The organism is Pseudomonas sp. NPDC089743, from assembly GCF_044748785.1.
GTDB lineage: Bacteria > Pseudomonadota > Gammaproteobacteria > Pseudomonadales > Pseudomonadaceae > Aquipseudomonas > Aquipseudomonas putida_X.
Genome location: NZ_JBIVGS010000003.1, coordinates 157,332 through 177,778, shown reverse-complemented (window position 1 = coordinate 177,778; position 20,447 = coordinate 157,332). Strand labels below are relative to the sequence as shown.

Below are 20,447 nucleotides of genomic sequence, written 5' to 3'. Positions count from 1 at the left end.
CATGCGTGTGCTGATCATCGAAGACGAAGAGAAAACCGCGGACTACCTGCATCGCGGCCTGAGCGAGCAAGGCTTCACTGTCGACCTCGCGCGGGACGGCATCGACGGCCTGCACCTGGCGCTTGAAGGTGACTATGCGGTGATCGTACTCGATGTGATGCTGCCGGGCCTGGATGGCTATGGCGTGCTGCGTGCCTTGCGTGCACGCAAGCAGACGCCGGTGATCATGCTCACCGCGCGCGAGCGCGTCGAGGACCGCATCCACGGGCTGCGCGAGGGCGCCGACGATTACCTGGGCAAGCCGTTCTCCTTCCTTGAACTGGTCGCCCGTCTGCAGGCCCTGACCCGTCGCAGCAGCAGCCATGAACCGCTGCAGGTGCAGGTCGGCGACCTGTGGATCGACCTGATGGCGCGCAAGGCCAGCCGTGCCGGCCAACGCCTGGACCTGACCGCCAAGGAATTCTCGCTGCTCAGCGTGCTGGCCAGGCGCCAGGGCGAAATCCTCTCCAAGACCGCCATCGCCGAACTGGTCTGGGACATCAATTTCGACAGCGACGCCAATGTCGTCGAAGTGGCCATCAAGCGCCTGCGCGCCAAGCTCGACGGGCCATTTGACAACAAGCTGCTGCATACCATTCGAGGCATGGGCTATGTCCTGGAAAACCGTGCCGGTTAACTCCCTCGCATTGCGCTTGTCGGCGCTGTTCATTCTGGTGGCGATGGGCGTGTTTCTGGTTATCGGCTCGGCCCTTTACCGCCAGGTCGACCATAGCCTGGACATGCTCCCAGCGGCCGAACTGGACGCCCGCTTCAGCGTGCTCGAATCCACCCTCAATCGCTACGGTACCCGCGAGCACTGGGCCAAGATCAGTAACAAGCTCAACCTGCTGAGCGAGGAAGACAAACGTATCCGCTTCTGGGTGGTCGGCAGCGACCCCGCGTTCGAATATGGCCAGCCCAGCGAACAGGTCCGCGCATTCGCCCAAGGCCCTGAAGGGATGCGCGACCTGCGCCTGCCTGACAGGCCTTACCCTTACAAGGTGCTGGTCAGCGAGTTGCCGGCCCTGGCAGGCCGCCCGCCCCTGCGGTTTCTGATCGCCATCGATACCGAGACCTTCTGGCAGGCCCAACACAGCCTGCTGGTGGCCATCATCGGGCTGGCGGTGCTCGGCGTGCTGCTGGCCTCGCTACTGGGCTACTGGGTAGCACGCATCGGCCTGCGCCCGCTGCTGGCGCTGTCCAACGAGGCGCAGGCCTTGGCCCCCCCGCGCCTGGATGGCCGCTTGCAAACCGTCAACCTGGCCCCGGAACTGGCGCAATTCGCCGGCGCATTCAACGCCGCGCTCGACCGGGTCAGCCAGGCCTATTCGCAGCTGGAAGCGTTCAACGCCGACGTTGCCCACGAACTGCGCTCGCCGCTGACCAACCTGATCGGCCAGACCCAGGTCGCCCTCACCCGGGGGCGCAGCGCCGAACACTACTTCGAGGTGCTGCAATCGAACCTGGAAGAGCTCGAACGCTTGCGCAACATCATCAACGACATGCTGTTCCTGGCCAGCGCCGACCAGGGCAGCAAAGCCACCGCGCTGACCGAGGTATCGCTGGCCGAAGAAGTGGCCACCACCCTCGATTACCTCGACTACATCCTCGAAGACGCCCAGGTCAGCGTCACCGTCAGCGGCGATGCCCAGGCCCCCATCGAAAAAGCCCACTTGCGCCGGGCATTGATCAACCTGCTGAACAACGCCGTGCAGCACACCGCGCCGCATCAGGTGATCGGCGTGCATATCGATGCCGGGCTGGAGCAGGTCAGCATTGCCGTGAGCAACCCCGGGCCGGCTATCGACGATGATCACCTGCCACTGCTGTTCGAGCGGTTCTATCGGGTGGATGCGGCACGCAGCAACAGTGGCGGGGGCAACCATGGGTTGGGGTTGGCCATCGTCAAGGCGATTGCCTTGATGCATGGGGGCGAAGTTTTCGTGCGCAGCGAGGCAGGTGCCAACACCTTCGGCATTCGCCTGCCAAACGCTCAACTGCAGGGTTTTGCGGCGAAGGGGTGACGGTTTTTGCAGGGATAGTTACCTTTTGCGCAACAGTGCTTATCGTGCCAGGCGCTGTTTCCAAGGCCATGAAGCGACTAACTTTAGCCCTGTCTCCATTAGCACTTGCAGCGCAAGAAGGTAGTTTCAACATGTCCAACAGTATGGGTATTGCCAGCGTTTTCGTTCTGTCTTCCCTGTTGTTGTCGCCCCTGGCCATGGCCGAAGAATCCCCGGCTTTCGTCGCCCGTAATGCAGAGCTGGCCGCTGTGCACCAGCAAGCCCAAGAGGCTGTCGCGCACAAGGTCGACGCAGGCAAAGATGCAGAACAGACAGCCTCCCGAGTCCATAGCGACGCCAATGCCGAAGGCTGATCGCGCACCACTGCCGCTCCCGTTTCCCCCCGGCTACACCATGGGCACCCCCGGCGCCGATATGTTAGCCTTTTAAAGCCGCTGCCGATCAGCGGCTTTTTTTATGTGCGTTGACGATCAGCCCGGCCGTTATTTCTCTAACAAGAAAGTTGCACATTCAAAAATAAAAACTGCCCCACCGTCAGACCAAAGGAGCTAGTACCGGTGCCTTCCGCGTTTCGTTTTACCCCGTTGTTCATTGCATTGACTGCAACGATTCCCTTCGCCGCCCAGGCAGATGAAGACAAGGCTGATGGCTTCATCGAAGGGTCGTCATTCAACCTGCATTTTCGCAATGCCTACTTCAACCGCGACAACCACAACCGCGGCGTGCGCGACACCCGCGAGTGGGGCCAGGGCGCGGTTGCCCGCTTCGAATCGGGCTACACGCCTGGCGTAGTCGGCTTTGGCCTCGATGCGCACGCCATGCTGGGCCTTAAGCTCGATGGCGGTGGCGGCCATGCCGGCACCAGCATCCTGCCCAAGCACGTGAAGGACAACGGTGAACTGGGCGCTGCCCCCCACTCGTTCTCCACCGCAGGCGCGGCGGTCAAGCTCAAGGCCTTCGACACAGAACTCAAAGCCGGTGACCTGTTCCTGACCAACCCGGTGATCGCCGGTGGCGAAACCCGAATGCTGCCGCAAACCTTCCGTGGCGTCAGCCTGACCAACACCAGCGTCGACGGCCTGCTGCTCGAAGGCGGCCAGGTCAGTTTCACCAAGCCGTACAACCAGAGCGGCCACCGCCGCATCGACACCTACTACGGCTTGCTGGATGAGCACGACAAAAGCAAGCATCTGAACTGGGCGGGCGCCTCGTGGAACGGCACCGAGAACATCACGGCCAACCTTTATGCCGCCGAGCTGAAGGACATCTGGAACCAGTACTACGCTGATTTCGACTACATCTATGTGGTCAACGACCTGGTCAGCCTGAACCCGGGCGTGCACTTCTACCACACCCAGGACACCGGCCAGGCGCTGCTGGGCAAGATCGACAACAACACCTACAGCGTGCACTTCACCGTCAACGCCGGCTACCACAGCGTCACTGCTGCCTACCAGCGGGTCAATGGCGACACGCCGTTCGACTACATCAACCTGGGCGATAGTGTGTACCTGGACAACTCGCGCATGTACTCGGACTTCAACGCGCCCAACGAGCGTTCGTGGAAGCTGCAGTACGGTTATGATTTCACCGGCCTTGGCATGCCTGGCCTGACCACTAGCGTGTCGTACTCGCGCGGCGAGGCGGACCTGACCAAGGCTGACCAGAACAACACCCACTACGACTACTACCGCGCCGACGGCAAGAACGCCCAGCACTGGGAACGTGACCTGGATGTGAAGTACGTGTTCCAGGAAGGCGACTTCAAGGACCTGTCGGTACTGGTGCGTTATGCCGTACATCGCGGCGGCCAGGGCTATGCGTCGATCGACAGCAACAGCGATAACGACGAACTGCGGGTGATCGTCGATTATCCGTTGAACGTGTTCTGACCTGAGGCCGGCGATAGCCTGGGGCCGCTTCGCGGCCCATCGCCGGCAAGCCGGCTCCCACCGGGACCGCGCCAGCTTTTAGACGTTGAGCATGACAGCTCCTGCCACAGGACGGGCGTCTACTTCTGGAAATTGGCAAAGCGCAACCTGAAGAGCTGCGCGGTCTCGGTGGGAGCCGGCTTGCCGGCGATGGGCTGCGCAGCAGCCCCTGCTCGATTCCGTCGGACAAATCTTGTCCGACAATCACCACTTCCCTAGAATATTGCCCGCCGCAACCGGCCCTGCCTCAGCAGTAGCGCGAATGCCCACTCGATTACCGCGTCTCGCCCTCTACAGGTCGCACCCCGAACTGATCCTCAATCTGGGCAGTTGCATCGCCGTGCTCGCCATCGTGGGCATCGTCGGTTACCTGCTGGGGCGTGAGCGCGAGAGTGTCGAGCAATCGGCCATGCGCTCCTCCGGCAATATCGTCCAACTGATCGAAAGCGACATTCTGCGCAACGTCGAACTTTATGACCAATCCCTGCGCGGGCTGATCTGGGCGGTACAGCACCCCGAACTGCTGCAGGTCACGCCCAGCCTGCGCCAGCAGATCCTTTTCAACCAGACGTTCGCGGCCCCGGTGCGCGGCGATATTCTCTGGCTCAATGCCAATGGCGACGTCGTGGCCGACTCCACCAGCGTGCCCCCGCGCCAAGCCAATTTCGCCGATACCTTCGACTTCCGGGCCCATCGCCGCAACCCTGACCTGGGCTTGTTGATCAGCCCGCCATTCAAGGCGCGGCTCGGCGACCTTGACTGGTGCATCAGTTTCAGCCGGCGCATCTCCGCAGCCGATGGCAGCTTTGCCGGGCTGGCCGCCGGCGCCCTGCGCCTCTCCTATTTCAACGAACTGTTCCAGCGCCTTGATATCGGCCATGAAAGCAGCATCAACCTGCTCAACGTCGATGGCCAACTGCTCGCCCGCCAGCCACAACGCGACCAAGACCCGTTGATCGGCACCAGCTTCGCCGACCGGCCCAACTTCAAGCGCATCCTCGGCGAGCGCAGCGGCAGCTTTACAGCCCGCTCCAGTTTCTATGGCACCCAGCGCATGTACACCTTCGCCCGGGTCGCCGACCTGCCGTTGATCGTACTGGTGGTGCACTCAAGCGATGAGGTGTTCCAGTCATGGCGCCGCACGGCGGTGGTGGTCAGTATCGCCACCGGCGTGCTGTGCATCGGTATTCTCTGGCTTACCCTGCTGCTGGGTCGCGAATTGCGCCGCAGGCATGAGGCTGAACAGGGCCTGGCCACATTGGCGGCAACCGATAGCCTGACCGGCCTGGCCAACCGCCGCCGTCTGGATCAGGTGCTGCGCCAGGAATGGGCGCGCGCCCAGCGCAACCGTAAACCGTTGGCCGTGCTGATGGTGGATGTGGATCACTTCAAGGCATTCAACCAGCGCCACGGGCACGCCGGGGGCGATCATGCGTTACGAGAAGTGGCCAAGACGATCGAACAGTGCATACGACGCCCGGCAGACTTGGCGGCGCGATACGGGGGGGAGGAATTTCAAGTGGTTTTGCCGGAAACCGAACTGTCCGGTGCCCGTCTGCTGGCGGAAAGGATCCGTACCCATGTCGCGGCACTGGCACCCTTTGCCGATGATGCCCACGCGGTGACGGTGAGCATCGGCATCAGCGTCCACACCCCCGGCACCCAGCAAGATCTGGCGACCATGCTGGGGGCCGCGGATGAGGCGCTCTACCGGGCCAAAGCCAAGGGCCGAAACCGGGTAGAGGGCCCTGAGGATTAAGAGCGGGCGCGTGCGGCGTTGCGCAGTGCCTTCACCTGGTCGTGGTTACGCTGTACGCCCTGCAGTTGCTTTTCAACGAGCATATAGCTCTGGTCGGTGGCAGAACGGCCCAGCTTGACCAGTTTCTCACGGGCTTCCTTGTAGGCTTTGAGGGCATGGTCTTCGCCGCGTTCGACTTCGTTGAGCACGGCCTCGTCATCCTTACCGGTAACCATCGACTTCAGGTTCACCCAGCCGCGGTGCAGGTCGCCGCTGATGCTGGTGGAGGTTTCCGGGTCGCCGCCCAGGCGACGCACTTCACTCTGCAGTTCGCTTGCTGCATTGCCGCACTCGCCAGCGCGTTGGGCGAAGAAGGATTTCAGCTCCGGGTTCTTTACATCGTCAGCCGAAGTTCTGAACCCTTTCTCGCCGTCCTTGCTGTACTCGATCAGGTCGTTAAGCACGTTGATTACGTCTTTGTTGAGGTCGCTCATGGCTCAAACTCCTTGGCAGGTAATAGTCATGTAAACAGGAGCAGCCTTCGTGCCAAACCGACCATTAAATAAAAATGCTTAAAAAACAATAAGTTGCTTGGATAGTGGAAACCATGGAAAACGGCGTTATGCATGATTGCCGCTTGGGTGCTCGTGCAGATTGCAGTATGGTCGGCGGACGTCTACTGCCAGGTCTTACCGATGAAACCGGAAACCCTCGAACTGCTGGTAATCCGCACCATGCCCTTTGGCAAATACCAAGGCCGGATCATCGCCGACTTGCCGGGTGACTACCTGGCATGGTTTGCGCGCAAGGGGTTTCCGGCGGGTGAGCTGGGCGGGTTGCTGGCGTTGATGCACGAGGTCGATCACAACGGCCTGGGGGATCTGCTGGTGCCGTTGCGGCAAAAGCACCGGCGCTGAGCCTGTTGCGGACCCAGATGCGCGTGGGTCCCGTCGAGCTACATCTGCGCTAAGGGGGCTGCTGCGCAGCCCTGATACCGCTAATCGTCTGGACTGCCCCCAAGAAGCTGGCCACCGATCCAACCCTTGCCCTCGGGAGGCCTGGTGAACCTAGGGGGCCGGCGTGCCAGCGCTGAGGCCAGTGAGGGTCGAACGCCCTAGCCCTTGGCCGGCGCCACGACCATTTCCACCCGCTCGCTCTTTTTGATCAGCGCATACACCACCGCTGTCAGCAGGCTACCCGCGACGATGGCCAGCAGGTACAGCAGCGCATGGTTGATCGCGTTGGGAATCAGCAGCACGAACAGCCCGCCATGGGGCGCCATCAGCTTGCAACCGAAGTACATCGACAGCGCGCCGGTCAACGCGCCGCCGGCAATACTTGCCGGGATGACCCGCAGCGGGTCTTTGGCAGCGAACGGGATGGCGCCTTCGGAAATGAAGCACAAACCCAGCACCAGAGCGGCCTTGCCGGCCTCTCGCTCGGTTTGGGCGAACTTGCGCCGGGCCAGGAACGTGGCGATACCGAGGCCGATCGGCGGCACCATGCCCGCCGCCATGGTCGCCGCCATCGGCGCGTAGCTCGAGGATGCCAGCAGCCCTACCGAAAAGGCATAGGCCGCTTTGTTGATCGGCCCGCCCAGGTCGATGCACATCATCCCGCCAAGCAGCAGCCCCAGGAGGATGGCGTTGGTGGTGCCCATGCTGTCGAGAAACTGCGTCAGGCCTTCGAGCATGGCAGCCACCGGCTGGCCGACCACATAGATCATCACCAGGCCTGTGAACAGGCTCGCCAGCAGCGGAATGATCAGGATCGGTTTGAGCGCATCGAGGCTGCTCGGCAGGCGTGCCCAGCGGGCAATGGCTTTGGCGCTGTAACCGGCGAGAAAACCGGCGACGATACCGCCGATGAAACCGGCCCCCAGGGTGCTGGCCAGCAGCCCGCCGATCATGCCGGGCGCAAGGCCCGGGCGGTCGGCGATGGACCAGGCGATGTACCCCGCCAGCAACGGCACCATCAGCTTGAATGCAGCCTCGCCGCCGATCTGCATCAATGCCGCCGGCAGGGTGCCCGGCTCCTTGTAGGCCTCGATACCGAAGACGAACGACAGAGCGATCAGCAAGCCGCCTGCCACCACCATCGGCAGCATGAACGAAACACCTGTCAGCAGGTGTTTATAAACACCGGTTTTCTCGCCTTTGCCGGCACTTGCAGCGGCTGCAGTGTCACCTGCGCTTTCCACCTTGGCTTCGGCCAGGGCCTTGTCCAGCGTGGCACGGGCCTGCTTGAGGGCGATGCCGGTTCCGCACCGGTAGATACGCTTACCGGCAAAACGCGCGGTGGGCACTTCGATATCGGCAGCCAGCAGCACCACGTCGGCTTCGGCGATGGCCTGGGCCGACAGCGGGTTACGCGCACCGACCGAGCCTTGGGTTTCTACGGTGAGTTGATAGCCAAGCTGTTGCGCTGCCTGCTGCAACGCTTCGGCTGCCATGAACGTATGCGCCACGCCAGTCGGGCAGGCAGTGACCGCAACGACCTTGGCCCCAGCAGTGGCCATCGGCTGTTCGGCCTGATGAGTAACGGCCTGTACCTGGGCCTTCGCCGCCGCCTCGTCGAGGAAACCTTCACGGTCGGCCAGCGCTTGCGCCGGTGTGCTCTGGAACAAACGCTTGCCGGCGAAGCGGGCCAGGTCGACCGGCCCGGTGCTGACAACCAGCACCCAGTCGGCATCCGCGATCTGCGCGGCGCTCAGTTGGCGGTCGGGATGTTCGGCATCCTGCACTTCCACGCAGGTTTTCCAACCGCGGCGCTGGGCAGCAGCGGCCAGCAGGCGCGCACTCAGCACGCTGGACACCTGGCCGTTCGGGCAGGCGGTGACAATGGCAATGTTCATCGGCGAGCCTCTTGTTGTTCTGTCAGTTGCACGGCGGCCTCCAGGCGCGCCAGTTGCTCGCGGTCACGGATACCGAAACCGACCTGGGTCACGGCCTGGGCGGCGATGGCCGTGGCACGGCGCAGGGTCTGCAAAGGCGCCTCAGCCAGCAGCAAGCCGTGAACCATGCCGGCTACCAGCGAGTCGCCCGCGCCGACCGTGCTGGCAACACGCACTTGCGGTGGCTGGGCGCGCAGCGTGCGGCCAGCCGTGAACCAGCTGACGCCCTGCTCCCCTGCCGACACCACCACATGCTCGACACCCGTGGCCAGCAGCCGTTGGGCGGCAGCCTGCTGTTCGGCGGCGCTGTGCACGTCAAGGCCAAGCACTTCGCCCAGTTCTTCGGTGTTGGGTTTGACCAGCCAAGGGGCGCTGTCCAGTCCTGCGCGCAGGGCCGCACCGCTGCTGTCGAGGGCAACCTTCAGGCCTTGGCCCTTGAGCTGTTCGAGCAACCGGGCGAACCAATCAGGGCTGATACCGCGTGGCAGGCTCCCCGCCACCACCACGGCGTCATGTTGGGGAGCCACCTGCTCGAGCAGGCGCAGCAGGGCCTCGCAAGCAGCCTCATCGACCTGCGGGCCTTGGCCATTGATATCGGTCACACGGCCATCGGCTTCGACCAGTTTGAGGTTGCTGCGTGTCTCGCCCGGCACACGCACGAAGCAATCGGCAAAGCCGCGCCATTGGATCAACGCCTCGAACGGTTGCAGGTTGTCCTGGCCCAGGAAACCACCGACGGTCACGCTGTGCCCAAGGTCGGCCAGTACCTGGGCCACGTTCAACCCTTTACCCGCGGCATGGCTGTGCTGGTCCTGGGCGCGGTTGACGTGCCCGGGGCGCAGCGCATCGAGGCTTACGGTGATGTCCAGCGCCGGGTTCAGGGTCAGGGTAAGGATCTTGGCCATTCAGTAACGCTCCACCAGCGCGCGAACCGCTGCGGCGCTGTCCTGTTGCAGGGCCTCGCGCGCCAGGGCGCGGGCCGTCTGGTGATCGGCCTGGCGAACCAGTGCCTTGACTTCGGCAACGCTGCGCACGGCCACGCTCAGTTCGTCCACGTCCAGGCCCAGCAGCACCGCCACCGCCTGCGGGTCGGCGGCCAGTTCACCGCACACGCCTACCCACTTGCCCTCGGCATGGGCGGCGCGCACGGTCATGTCGATCAGGCTCAGCACCGCCGGGTGCAGGCCGTCGGCCTGGGCCGACAGGCTGGGGTGGCCACGGTCGATGGCCAAGGTGTATTGGGTCAGGTCGTTGGTGCCAATACTGAAAAAGTCCACTTCGCGGGCCAGTTGTGGCGCCAGCAAAGCAGCGGACGGCACTTCCACCATGATGCCCAGTTGCAGGTCGGCTACCGGGATTTCTTTACGCAGGCGCTCGACCATGGCCCTCGCCTCCCGCCATTCGTGCACCTGGCCGACCATCGGGAACATGATGCGCAACGGGCGCTGATCAGCGGCGCGCAGTAGGGCTCTGAGCTGGTCTTCCATGATCTGCGGGCGCTGCAAGGTCAGGCGCACGCCGCGCACACCGAGAAACGGGTTTTCCTCGGCAGCGATCGGCCAATAGGGCAACGGTTTGTCCCCGCCCACATCGAGGGTGCGCACGACCAGGGGTCGCCCGCCCAGCCCATTCAGCACACGGCGGTACTCGGCTTCCTGGGTGGCGACATCCGGCGCCTGCGAGTGGGCCATGAAGATCAGCTCGGTGCGCAAGAGGCCGATACCTTCGGCGCCCTGCTCCACCACCTTGTCGATGCCGCCGCTCTGGCCGATGTTGGCGAACACCTCGACGGCATGGCCATCGCGGGTTACCGCGGGCGCATGACGGTTGGCCCAGGCTGCTTGCAGGCGCTGTTCGCGCAGGTCGCGCTCGGCCAGCGCACGTTGCAGCTCATCGGCTGGCGGGGCGACGCTGACCACGCCGCGCTGGCCATCGAGCAACAGCGGCGTACCGGGTTCGAGCAGCAGCAGCGCCGCGCCCGCGCCGACCACCGCCGGGATGCCCAGGGCCCGCGCGACGATCGCGCTGTGTGCGGTTGCGCCGCCATGGGCGGTGACGATACCGGCAACCCGCGCCGGGTCCAGGCGGGCAACATCCGAGGGGCCGACTTCGCCCATCACCAGCACATAAGGTTGATCAGGCTCGGCTTGCGTCTGCACACCGCACAGCTGCGCCAACACCCGGCGGCCGATGTCACGCAGGTCGGCGGCACGCTCGGCGAGCAGCGCATCATGCAGCGCCTCCTGTTCGCGGGCCGCCGCTTCGATAACGGCCATCCACGCGGCGGCGGCGCTCTCACCCTGGGCCAGACGCAGCTCGACATCGTCGGCCAGTGCAGGGTCGGCGAGCATTTCCTGATGGGTGACGAAGATCTCGCCAACGGCCTTGTCGCTGCGCTGCACCAAGGCCTGCAACTCGGCGTTCACTGTCTCCAGTGCCCGGCGCAGCTTGGCCCGCTCCTGCGCCGGCGATTCGCCACGCAGGGGGTAATCGATGTCGCGCTCGACGCAGACGTGGGCGGGCCCACTGGCAATGCCCGGGGCCGCAGCCACCGCCTGGATACGGCTACCGGCAGCCGGCGCCTGCAACACCTCGACAGGCGCGGGGCTCACCGCAGCGGTGGTTTTCGGCAAAGGCTCGACATCCTCACCCAAGCCCTGCTCGATTGCCGCCAGCAGTGCCGGCAAAGCATCAGCGGCAATGGACGGCTCGGCCAGCAGCTCCAGTTCCTGGCCACGCCGTGCGCCGAGGCTGAGCAGCTTGCTCAGGCTCTTGACCGACACCGCAGGTTGCGCGCTGTCCAGCACTCGCAGGCGGATTTCGCCCTCGAAACCCTTGGCCAACTGCGCGAGGATTTTTGCCGGGCGGGCGTGCAGGCCATGTGGATTGGCCAGCACGATACGGGCGCTGGGCCAGTCAGGCGCGGTCTCGCCACCGAGCACCTCCAGTACCGCGCGGCTGCTGGTGGCCTGGTAAAGCGTTTGCCCACGCCCCTCGATCAGCACCTCGCACAGGCGCTCGAGCAGCGCCTGGTGGGCAGCGCCGAGGCTGGCCAGGCAAAACAGGCCATTCAGTGGCTGGTCGCGGTAGCGCAGCGGCTGCTGGGGAGTGACGAAGGCCAAGCCAGGCTGACGGACCTGCCGCTCGCTGTGCAGCCACCAGAGCCCCTCGCCCAGGGGCAGGGGCTCGGCCTGCTGCAGCACGGCGGCAAAACCATTGTCGACACACCCGGCACGTTGCAAGAGGCGGGCACCGCGCCAGGCCAACTCGTCGAAGTCTTCGGCGGGCAGGTTCAGGCTGACCAGTTGCGCATCCAGCGCCAGCGCCTGGGGTGCGCCCTGCAGCAGCTTGAGCAGCGCTTCGGCGGAACTGGCACGGCGCAGGGCTTCGGCCAGGTCGGTTTCGCCCAGGGCGCGGGTCAGCAATTGCAGCAAACGCAGGTGCTCGTCGGAGCGTGCGGCAATGCCGATGGCCAGGTAGACGATCTGCCCGTCCCCCCAGTCCACGCCGTCAGGAAACTGCAGCAAGCGCACGCCAGTGGCGTACACCAGGTCGCGGGTCTGCGGCGTGCCGTGGGGGATGGCGATACCTTGGCCCAGGAATGTGGACCCTTGCGCTTCGCGCGCCTGCAGGCCCTGCAAATACCCTTCGGCGACCAGGCCGTCTGCGACCAGTCGATCCGCCAGCAGGCGCAGGGCCTGGCCTTTGTCGGTAGCCGTCTGGCCCATGGCTATCTGCTCTTTGGCGAGCTCGAGCATGACCTTCTCCTTTTGCAGCCCCTGCGCGCACTTTTGCACCGGGTACTGAGGTATTGTTGTGAAATTCACGTATTCAGCCAGTCAAAGGCCTTGCACGAGCGGCAGGCAAGGCAGAAAAATTAATAGCTGAAACGTTTAATCTGACCAAGCGGCCACGTTACTCGATAATCTTCCGGGGAAAAAGCCCCATCCTGTCGGACAATTGCGACAATGGTCGTCTGCGCGTGGCGACCAGCCCGGGTCAAACTGCCCGGTCTGGTGGTATAGCCCGCCCCGGTAATAACAAGGAAAATTCGGTGAAACTCAGCGATATCGCCCGTCTGGCTGGTGTGTCCGTGACCACTGCCAGCTACGTCATCAATGGCAAGGCCGAACAGCAGCGCATCAGCAACAGCACCGTCGAGCGGGTGCGTGCGGTGGTCGAGGCCCACGGCTTCACGCCCAACCCCCAGGCTGCGGGCCTGCGCAGCCGGCATACCCGTACCTTGGGCTTCATTCTGCCGGACCTGGAAAACCCCAGCTACGCTCGCATTGCCAAGCAGCTGGAGCAAGGCGCCCGCGCCCGTGGCTATCAACTGCTGATCGCCAGCAGCGATGACCGGCCCGACAGTGAGCGCCAACTGCAGCAACTGTTCCGTGCCCGGCGTTGCGATGCCTTGTTCGTCGCCAGTTGCCTGCCCCCGGAAGATGACAGCTACCGTGAACTGCAGGACAAGGGCCTGCCGGTGATCGCCATCGACCGGCGCCTGAACCCGGCACACTTCTGTTCGGTCATCAGCGATGATCGCGATGCCAGCCGCCAGTTGGCCGATAGCCTGCTGGCCACGGCACCGCGCAGCATCGCGCTGATCGGCGCGCGCCCGGAGCTGTCGGTCAGCCAGGCCCGTGCGGGCGGCTTCGACGAAGCGATGCAGGGTTTTAGCGGGGACGTGCGCCGTTATCAGGGCGAGGCATTCAGCCGCGAATGCGGCCAGCGCTTGATGCAGCAGCTGATCGACGAGCTGGGCGGCCTGCCGGATGCCTTGGTCACGACGTCCTACGTGCTGCTGCAAGGCGTGTTCGACACCCTACAGGCGCGCCCGGCCGATTCGCGCCTGCTGCACTTGGGCACCTTCGGTGACAACCAGTTGCTCGATTTCCTGCCGCTGCCGGTCAATGCCATGGCCCAGCAACATGGCCTGATCGCCGCCACCGCCCTGGAGCTTGCCTTGGCGGCCATCGAGGACAAACGCTACGAACCCGGCGTGCATGCCGTCGCCAGAACCTTCAAGCAACGTATCACTGTGGCCTGAACATGCGCCTGATCGACACGCACACCCACCTTGACTTCCCCGACTTCGATGCCGACCGCACGCGCCTGCTGGCCAGTGCGCAGGGGCGTGGGGTGGAGCGCATGGTCGTGCTGGGGGTTTATCAGGCCAATTTCCAGCGGGTGTGGGACCTGGCCTGCAGCGATGAGCGCGTGCGCGCAGCGCTTGGGTTGCATCCGGTCTACCTGGAGCAGCATCGCCCCGAGCACCTGGTGCAGTTGCGTCAATGGCTTGAACGTCTGGATGGTGATCCGCGGCTCTGCGCCGTGGGCGAATTCGGCCTGGACTACTACATCGAAGCGCTGGACAAGGCGCGCCAGCAAGCGCTGTTCGAAGCCCAATTGCAGATGGCCTGTGACTTCGAACTGCCCGCCCTGCTCCACGTGCGCCGCAGCCATGCTCAGGTAATCGCCACGCTCAAGCGCTTCAAGCCGGCGCGGGCAGGGATCATCCACGCCTTCGCCGGCAGTTACGAAGAAGCGCGCGAATACATCAAGCTGGGTTTCCGCCTGGGGCTGGGTGGCGCCGCAACCTGGCCGCAGGCTGTGCGCTTGCGCAAGACCCTGCCGCGCCTGCCGCTGGAGAGCATCGTGCTGGAGACCGACGCCCCGGACATGGCCCCGGCGATGTTTGCCGGTGAGCGAAACAGCCCGGAGCATCTGCCAGAGATTGCCCAGGCATTGGCCGAGGTGATCGGCATTGATGTGCAGTTGCTGGCCGAGGCCAGCAGCACAAATGCCTGTGAGTTGTTTGGCTGGTAGTGCTGGCACAGGCTCGGCCCGTGCACAGGCCGGCACTGGCTAAACCCTGAACGCGCCAATCAAGCGTTTCAACTCCACCACCTGCTCCGACAATGCCCGGCTGGCATCCTCGGTCTGGCAAGCGCCCAACGAGGTGTCCTGCGCCGCCTGGTTGATCGCCACGATGTTCTGGTCAATGTCATGGGCCACCGCCGTCTGCTGCTCTACCGCCGCCGCTATCTGCTGGTTCTGCTCAACGATGCCGCCCACCGCGCCAAGGATATTGCCAAGCGCCTGTTGCACCTGGCGTGCCTCTTCGACCGTGCCCGCAGCCATCTGATGGCTGCTGCCCATGGCGCGAACCGCTGCCCCGACACCGTCCTGCAAACGCTGGATCATCTGCGCTATCTGCGCAGTGGAGTCCTGGGTACGTTTGGCCAAGGTACGCACTTCATCAGCGACCACGGCAAACCCGCGCCCTTGCTCACCGGCCCGAGCCGCCTCGATAGCAGCGTTGAGTGCCAGCAGGTTGGTCTGCTCAGCGATACTGCGGATCACCTCAAGGACCTGGCTGATCGCCTGGCTGTCGTCCGCCAGCTGATTGATCGCCAATACGGTCTGGTCGATTTCGGCAGCCAGCCGGCCAATGCTGCCTTGCTGCTCTTGCACCAAAGTGCGGCCATTGGCACTTTCGTGATTGACCTGCTGCGCACCATCGGCGGCCAAGGCAGCACTGCGCGCCACCTCCTGGGCAGTGGCGCTCATCTGGTTCATCGCCGTGGCCACCTGCTCGATCTGTTCACGCTGGCCGCTGACGGACTGGCTGCTGCGTGCCGATACCGCCAATACCTGCCCGGCCTGCGCTTCGACCGCCACAACGGTGTGGCCAACCTGCTCGATCAGGCAACGGATCCGGCGCACGGTTTCGCTGAAGCCCTGCGCCAGTTCGCCCAGTTCATCGCGGCTGTGGGCGTTGAAACTGACCGTCATGTCACCGGCCGCCACCTTGTCCATCGCGCCACCCAGCTTGCGCAGCGTCGTGCGGGTCGACACATAAAAGCCGCCGTAGAGGTAGAGGATCAGCGCGAAGACGCCCGCCAGCACCGCCACCAGGGCGACCATGCGCAGGCGCTGCTGGCCAAGACGCTCCTGCAACTGCAGTTGCAGATGCCCAAGCACTTGATCGTTCAGTTGGTAGGTGTGAGCCATCAGCTCACTCACCTGTTGATAGAAGGGGAGCCAGGGCGCATCCAGGGTTTCAGCGACCACCACACGCTCCTCGAACAACGCGGCGGCTTGTTTGACGGAAGCTTTGCTGGCCTGCGCAGCGGCGCTCATGGCCGCGGGGACGCCGGGGTCACTGGCCAGGGCTTCATCCACCCGCATGCCATAGTCCGCCGCCAAACGCTCCAGGCGCTGCAGCAAGTCTTCGAAACGCACGCTGCCGGACGAGTCGATGAACCCTCGGCCAAGCGCAATGGCGCCCATCGCCCTGCCCTCGCCCAGGGCCAGGGTCACCTGTGCGGTGGCGGTGCCGAGCAATTCGCTCAACTGGCGCACCGAAACCTGGCTGTCCTGGCTCAGGCCGGACTGGCTGGCCACCAATTTGCTCAGCACCTGTACTTGGCCCAGCAGTTTGTCGAAGAGGGCGACCTTGGCCTGCAAAGAGGTTTCGGCCTGGGCACTGGCAAAAGCGCCGGCCAGCTCGTCGAGCTTTGCCTGAGGAACCGACTCATGGCCTTGCAGGGCTTGCATCTGAGCCTGGACCTTGTCCTGCAAGGCAGCGATGCGCGACTCCAGGTCGCCGGCCTGGCCCGACTGCCCGAGCACGGCATTGATCTGCATGAGGTTGCCGAGGGTTTCCATGTCGGCGCGCAATACCAGGCTGCCACTCAATGGGGTGATGCCCTGCAATTGAGCACGGGTTGCCTGGAACTGCTGATAGGCGTCGCGCACCAGGTAGCTGCTGGTGGCGAGCATGGGCAGGAAGAACAGGGCGCTGATGAGGCTGAACTTCTGGCCGAAGCTCAGCCGGTTCATCAGTGCGATTGCCGGGTAGAGCAGACGCTTCACGGGGCACCTCCTTGAATTCTTGTTGTTCTGCGAGGGGTAGCACTAGGCCACCTGTATAACGCAGATCGAACCGGAGGTTTGTAACTTAAGGTTAACCGGCGCTCAGACCAGCACCGTCCACAGCGCAAAGCCCGCGTACCACAGCACCGCACAGCGCAGCAGCAGCTCCCACAGGCTATCGAGCCGGGCCACACCACGCTGGCTGTCCTCTTGCTCGGGAATGTCATCGGCAACCCGCCCGACCCTGGCCACCAGGTGCCCGGCGCTGATATGCCAGTTGAGCAGTTCGTGCAGCATCACGCGGGTCACTGCGACGAAATTGCCAACCAGGGCAAAACTCAGGGCCAGCACGCGCACTGGAAGCCAGTCCATGATGTGCCGCAGTTGCTCGGCACGGGCCTTCAGGGCAGGTTGGCTACTGTTATCGCCTGTCAGCGCCAGCAAGCGATAGGCCAACGCCGCCCCGGGGCCGAGCACGAAGTACCAGAAGATCACAGCGAAGAAACTCTGATAGGCCTGCCACAACAAGTAGCCTTGCACGCGCACCAGCAACACCTGGGCTTCATCAGCCTCCAGGCCCAGGTCGCGCTCGGCCACATGCAGCGCGGCCTGGTCGTCGCCGCGCCGCCAGGCATCGCGAAGCGGGCCCAAGGCAGCCTTGGCATCGCCGCGGCCCAGGCTGTAGATCAGCACCAGCAGGTGCACTGGCAGCGCCAGCAACCCATAGGCCACCGGCTCGAGCACGTGCAGCAGCAACACCAGCACCGCCACGGGCGCAAGCACCAGGATGGCCAGGCTCCACCAGGGATGCACCCGCCCGCTGCGCTCCAGGCGCACCAGCTCGCCCAGGAAGAAGCCATCGCGCTGTACCTGATGGCGTAGCGCCGAGAACTTCTCGACCCACAACGCCAGTATCAACACCAGAAAACTCATGCCTTGTCCTCGTTGTGCTGCACGGCGGCACGGTAACGCTGCCAGTCGAATGCCGGGCCGGGATCGGTCTTGCGCTGCGGGGCAATGTCGCTATGGCCACGGATCCGGCCCAGGTCGATAGCTGGCCAAGCCGCCTGAATCTGCCGGGTGAGTTGCTCCAGCGCACGGTACTGGGCATCGCTGTAAGGCAGGTCGTCGGTACCTTCCAGCTCGATACCGATGGAAAAGTCGTTACAGCCTTCTCGGCCGTCAAAACACGACACACCCGCATGCCAGGCACGGTCCAGCAACGACACGAACTGGGTCACCGCACCGTCGCGTTCCACGAACAGGTGCGCCGATACGGTCAGGTGGCTGATGCTGGCAAAGTAGGGATGTTCGTTGGGGTCCAGGCGGTTCTGGAAGAACTGTTGGACTTTGCCGCTGCCGAAGCAGGCCGGCGGCAGGCTGATGTTGTGGATCACCAGCAGGGAAATCGATTCGCCCTCGGGTCGCGCGTTGAAGTTCGGCGAAGGGCAGTGGGTGATTCCGTTTCCGTGGAACCAGCCGGTGGCACGGTCCAATTGCATGGGGCAGTTCCTGAAGAACGCTAGGTACAGAGGCGCAGTATGCCCTGCCAGTATCGCGCTTTGCATGTGAATCTGCAGCAGCAGGTCAATGAACCTGCTGCTGGCGCAAGCTTTCCAGCACGCTCTCCAGTGCCCGCTCGAACAGCAGGCCGTCGTCCAGTAGCCGCACCTCACCAAGGCGCAGTGCTTGAGCGAGGCCCAGCAGGTTCCACTCGCGTACCTTCATGCCGGTGCGGTTGGCGAATACCAGGCGGTCACTGCTGTCGATACGCGCCACCAGTTTGCAGCGCAACGGCTCGTCATCGTCGAGCACTTCTATCCACGCGCCGATGCGCAGGCGCTGTACCGCACGCAGCTGCGCGGTGTGCTCGTCGTGCGGGTGCAGCGGCGTACAAGCGGGCTCTTCGGCCATTGCCAGCACGATGTCCTCAGCCACCAGCACTGCGGCCAGGGCCTGATCGTCTGGGGCAGGTGGCAGTTCGGCCCCGGCGCAGGCACGCAGGTGCAGTTGCTCGAGCTGTTGGAAAAAGTCGCGGGTCGACTGCGAGTCCAGCGCCACGCCGGCCAACCCCTCGCGCAATGCCTTGAGCAGGCCGGGCACTTGCTGCAGCAGGGCCTGCGGATCACGCCGGGGCAGGATGCTGGCGAGCAAGGTGTCCATGGTCGCAAGGGCGTTGATCCACGCCGAGGAGCCCTCACCCTGTTTGAGCCATGCCAGCAGCAGCACCTGGCTCCAGGCTTGTACCAGCATCTGCACGACCACTTGAGGCAGCACCTTACCGCGCAAGCGCTGATTGAGTACCTGTTGCACCTGCTGGCGAGCCTGCACCGCCCGCGCACGCCCTTCTTCGGCATCGCGGGTGCGCTGCTCGAGCAGTTCGTTGCGCCGCCGTTCATCCTGGCTGAAGGCCATGAAGTCCTCCAGCAGTTCGGCGAACACCGCCGCGTCCTCGGTGAAGTCGTTGAGCAGACGCTGGACGATGCGCTCTACCCGCAGGTGCAGGCTGTCACGCAGGCCTTCGCTGCCGGTCTCCCAGCCGATCGAGGCGGCAGCGATCTCATTGAGCAAGCGCCGGGCAGGGTGGCTGGCGCGGCTGAACAGCCCTTTGTCGAGCAGTGCCACCTTGAGCATCGGGATATGCAGGCGTGCAATCAGCGCCCGCAGGCTGTGCGGCAGGTTGTCATCGGCCTGGATGTAATCGAACAGCAGGCCGACCAGGTTGATCATGTCTATGTCGGCCGTGGCAATGCGCCTGCGGGTGCCACTGCGCACACTCACCCGCAACAGCAACTGTTCGAGCTGCTGGCCAAGGTCGAAATCGTCTTCGTCGAAGGTGGCCGGCACGTAGTGCTGCAAATGCGTGAGCAGGCGCAGCAGGTCGGCAGTGTTTATCGGCTGAGCCGTGGCAATCGATTGCAAGCGTGGCGCGATCCTCCCGCGCGCCGGTGCCAGCAGCCCCTGCAACGAGGTGAAGAAAGCCTGCCCGGCACTGTCTGCGCCGATGGCCCCGTCAGGCCTGAGGCTGGCAGGCGCGCGCCGCGAACTCAGGCGACGGTCCTCGGCACGCCGGCGCGGCGCAGGCGGCAGCTCAGCCAGCACGCCGGCAGCGGCCAGCAACTGGTTGGCTTCGCCGTAGAGCACGTCGGTATCACGCAGCACATAGCGTTCGAACAGCTTCAGCAAGACCAGTTTGACCCGCAGGCCAACACCCAGATTACGCCCGGCTTCGAGGAAGTAGCCACATAATGCGCCAGGTGCGAGCGGGTTCTTTTGCGCGTCCAGGGTACAGTCGAGCAGGGCCTGCAAACGCAGGCTCAACTGATCCAGGGCAAGCCCGTCACGCGACAGCACCTGCGCGACCATTTTGTCGACGGTCGCGGCCCGCTCCTGTTGAGCCTTGTTCCGCGGGTGATCGGCGGCTGCAAAACCCAGCGGCTCGGGCTGCCCGAGGCGGGCGAAAGTCTCGTAGAAGGTGTCGAGAAAGCCGCGCTCGATGCTCTTGCGCTTGAGGCGCAGGTCGCGCATGGCTTCGAAATAGAGGTTCTGATCGAAACGGTCGGCAGCCTTCTCGGCCATTTCAAAAAGGGTATCGTCAGCGTTGTCGAACAAGGCCTGCAAGCCTTGGCGCAATTGCAGCGCCGCCTTGTCGCGCACCTGCAGCAACAGCATCGGCAGACAAGGCAAGGGCGTGCGCGCACCTCGATCGATGGCGGCCGCCAAGGGCACCACCTTGCCTTCTTTATGCATCCCGAACTCCTTGCTGGGCGACGTGTTCGATAAATATGAAAATCGTCAAAGCTATGACGCCAAATACTGGGCGCTATTATCGGTAAAAAAGCCGATCCCTGCCAGCGCCGCTTCACTCGCCGGTAAATGACTGTATTTTTTGCCAAATGCTCACTTGGCCTGACCAAAGGTCCGCTGCAAGGCGGCTGTAA

General features: G+C 64.0%; 16 protein-coding genes and 1 pseudogene. 8 read left to right on the top strand and 9 right to left on the bottom strand.

What is annotated here, in order from left to right; genetic code table 11:
• The first annotated feature begins 1 nt into the window (after position 1).
• From ACIPZC_RS07670 to ACIPZC_RS07650, 5 genes are all read left to right on the top strand, one after another.
• Positions 2-676, top strand: a complete 675-nt coding sequence (locus ACIPZC_RS07670) for a heavy metal response regulator transcription factor (protein ID WP_267818660.1) — start codon at positions 2-4, stop codon at positions 674-676.
• Complete coding sequence (locus ACIPZC_RS07665; protein ID WP_400626018.1) at positions 651-2,063, top strand: heavy metal sensor histidine kinase; 1,413 nt, start codon at positions 651-653, stop codon at positions 2,061-2,063. Before ACIPZC_RS07670 ends, ACIPZC_RS07665 begins: the two co-directional genes overlap by 26 nt.
• Before the next feature lie 131 nt (positions 2,064-2,194).
• Complete coding sequence (locus ACIPZC_RS07660; RefSeq protein WP_349974836.1) at positions 2,195-2,416, top strand: hypothetical protein; 222 nt, start codon at positions 2,195-2,197, stop codon at positions 2,414-2,416.
• A gap of 204 nt (positions 2,417-2,620) precedes the next feature.
• The gene (locus ACIPZC_RS07655; RefSeq protein WP_400626015.1) at positions 2,621-3,955 is read left to right on the top strand and encodes an OprD family porin; all 1,335 of its coding nucleotides are present in this window, start codon (positions 2,621-2,623) and stop codon (positions 3,953-3,955) included.
• A gap of 301 nt (positions 3,956-4,256) precedes the next feature.
• On the top strand, positions 4,257-5,753 hold the full coding sequence (locus ACIPZC_RS07650) for a diguanylate cyclase domain-containing protein (RefSeq protein WP_400626013.1): 1,497 nt from the start codon (positions 4,257-4,259) through the stop codon (positions 5,751-5,753).
• Here the strand turns inward: ACIPZC_RS07650 and ACIPZC_RS07645 are convergent.
• A complete protein-coding gene (locus ACIPZC_RS07645) occupies positions 5,750-6,226 on the bottom strand; it encodes a PA2169 family four-helix-bundle protein (protein ID WP_400626011.1) in 477 nt (158 codons plus the stop codon). The two genes, ACIPZC_RS07650 and ACIPZC_RS07645, sit on opposite strands and share 4 nt — an antisense overlap.
• A gap of 201 nt (positions 6,227-6,427) precedes the next feature.
• Between ACIPZC_RS07645 and ACIPZC_RS07640 the strand changes: the two genes are divergently transcribed.
• The gene (locus tag ACIPZC_RS07640; protein ID WP_012316204.1) at positions 6,428-6,649 is read left to right on the top strand and encodes a DUF3820 family protein; all 222 of its coding nucleotides are present in this window, start codon (positions 6,428-6,430) and stop codon (positions 6,647-6,649) included.
• A 197-nt stretch (positions 6,650-6,846) separates the two neighbouring features.
• On the opposite strand, the gene ACIPZC_RS07635 is transcribed toward ACIPZC_RS07640, so the two are convergent.
• The 3 genes from ACIPZC_RS07635 to ptsP are packed head-to-tail and all read right to left on the bottom strand — an operon-like array spanning position 6,847 to position 12,383.
• Positions 6,847-8,586, bottom strand: a complete 1,740-nt coding sequence (locus ACIPZC_RS07635) for a PTS fructose-like transporter subunit IIB (protein WP_267818673.1) — start codon at positions 8,584-8,586, stop codon at positions 6,847-6,849.
• Positions 8,583-9,530 carry a 1-phosphofructokinase gene (gene pfkB, locus ACIPZC_RS07630; RefSeq protein WP_400626008.1) on the bottom strand — a complete coding sequence of 316 codons (948 nt, stop codon included), beginning with the start codon at positions 9,528-9,530 and terminating at the stop codon, positions 8,583-8,585. The genes ACIPZC_RS07635 and pfkB overlap by 4 nt, the downstream gene beginning before the upstream one ends.
• Positions 9,531-12,383: a phosphoenolpyruvate--protein phosphotransferase gene (gene ptsP / locus ACIPZC_RS07625; protein ID WP_400626006.1), complete on the bottom strand. Its 2,853-nt coding sequence runs from the start codon at positions 12,381-12,383 to the stop codon at positions 9,531-9,533. It lies immediately after the preceding gene.
• 296 nt (positions 12,384-12,679) lie between these two features.
• Here ptsP and cra point away from each other — a divergent pair, with 296 nt between their 5' ends.
• Together cra and ACIPZC_RS07615 are read left to right on the top strand one after the other, a co-directional pair.
• Positions 12,680-13,675: a catabolite repressor/activator gene (gene cra / locus ACIPZC_RS07620; RefSeq protein WP_241806367.1), complete on the top strand. Its 996-nt coding sequence runs from the start codon at positions 12,680-12,682 to the stop codon at positions 13,673-13,675.
• A 2-nt stretch (positions 13,676-13,677) separates the two neighbouring features.
• Positions 13,678-14,454: a TatD family hydrolase gene (locus tag ACIPZC_RS07615; protein WP_400626004.1), complete on the top strand. Its 777-nt coding sequence runs from the start codon at positions 13,678-13,680 to the stop codon at positions 14,452-14,454.
• Positions 14,455-14,493: 39 nt separating this feature from the next.
• Here the strand turns inward: ACIPZC_RS07615 and ACIPZC_RS07610 are convergent, their stop codons facing one another.
• The 5 genes and pseudogenes from ACIPZC_RS07610 to ACIPZC_RS07590 all read right to left on the bottom strand — a co-directional run bounded on the left by ACIPZC_RS07610 (position 14,494) and on the right by ACIPZC_RS07590 (position 20,256).
• Positions 14,494-15,198: a methyl-accepting chemotaxis protein gene (locus ACIPZC_RS07610; RefSeq protein ID WP_400626363.1), complete on the bottom strand. Its 705-nt coding sequence runs from the start codon at positions 15,196-15,198 to the stop codon at positions 14,494-14,496.
• A gap of 153 nt (positions 15,199-15,351) precedes the next feature.
• A pseudogene (locus ACIPZC_RS07605) lies at positions 15,352-15,555 on the bottom strand (HAMP domain-containing protein); the annotation flags it as partial.
• A 1,053-nt stretch (positions 15,556-16,608) separates the two neighbouring features.
• Positions 16,609-17,439, bottom strand: a complete 831-nt coding sequence (gene ampE, locus ACIPZC_RS07600; protein WP_400626002.1) for a regulatory signaling modulator protein AmpE — start codon at positions 17,437-17,439, stop codon at positions 16,609-16,611.
• A complete protein-coding gene (gene ampD, locus ACIPZC_RS07595) occupies positions 17,436-18,008 on the bottom strand; it encodes a 1,6-anhydro-N-acetylmuramyl-L-alanine amidase AmpD (RefSeq protein ID WP_267818687.1) in 573 nt (190 codons plus the stop codon). Before ampD ends, ampE begins: the two co-directional genes overlap by 4 nt.
• 85 nt (positions 18,009-18,093) lie before the next feature.
• Complete coding sequence (locus ACIPZC_RS07590) at positions 18,094-20,256, bottom strand: DUF1631 domain-containing protein (RefSeq protein ID WP_400626000.1); 2,163 nt, start codon at positions 20,254-20,256, stop codon at positions 18,094-18,096.
• Between the last annotated feature and the right edge of the window lie 191 nt (positions 20,257-20,447).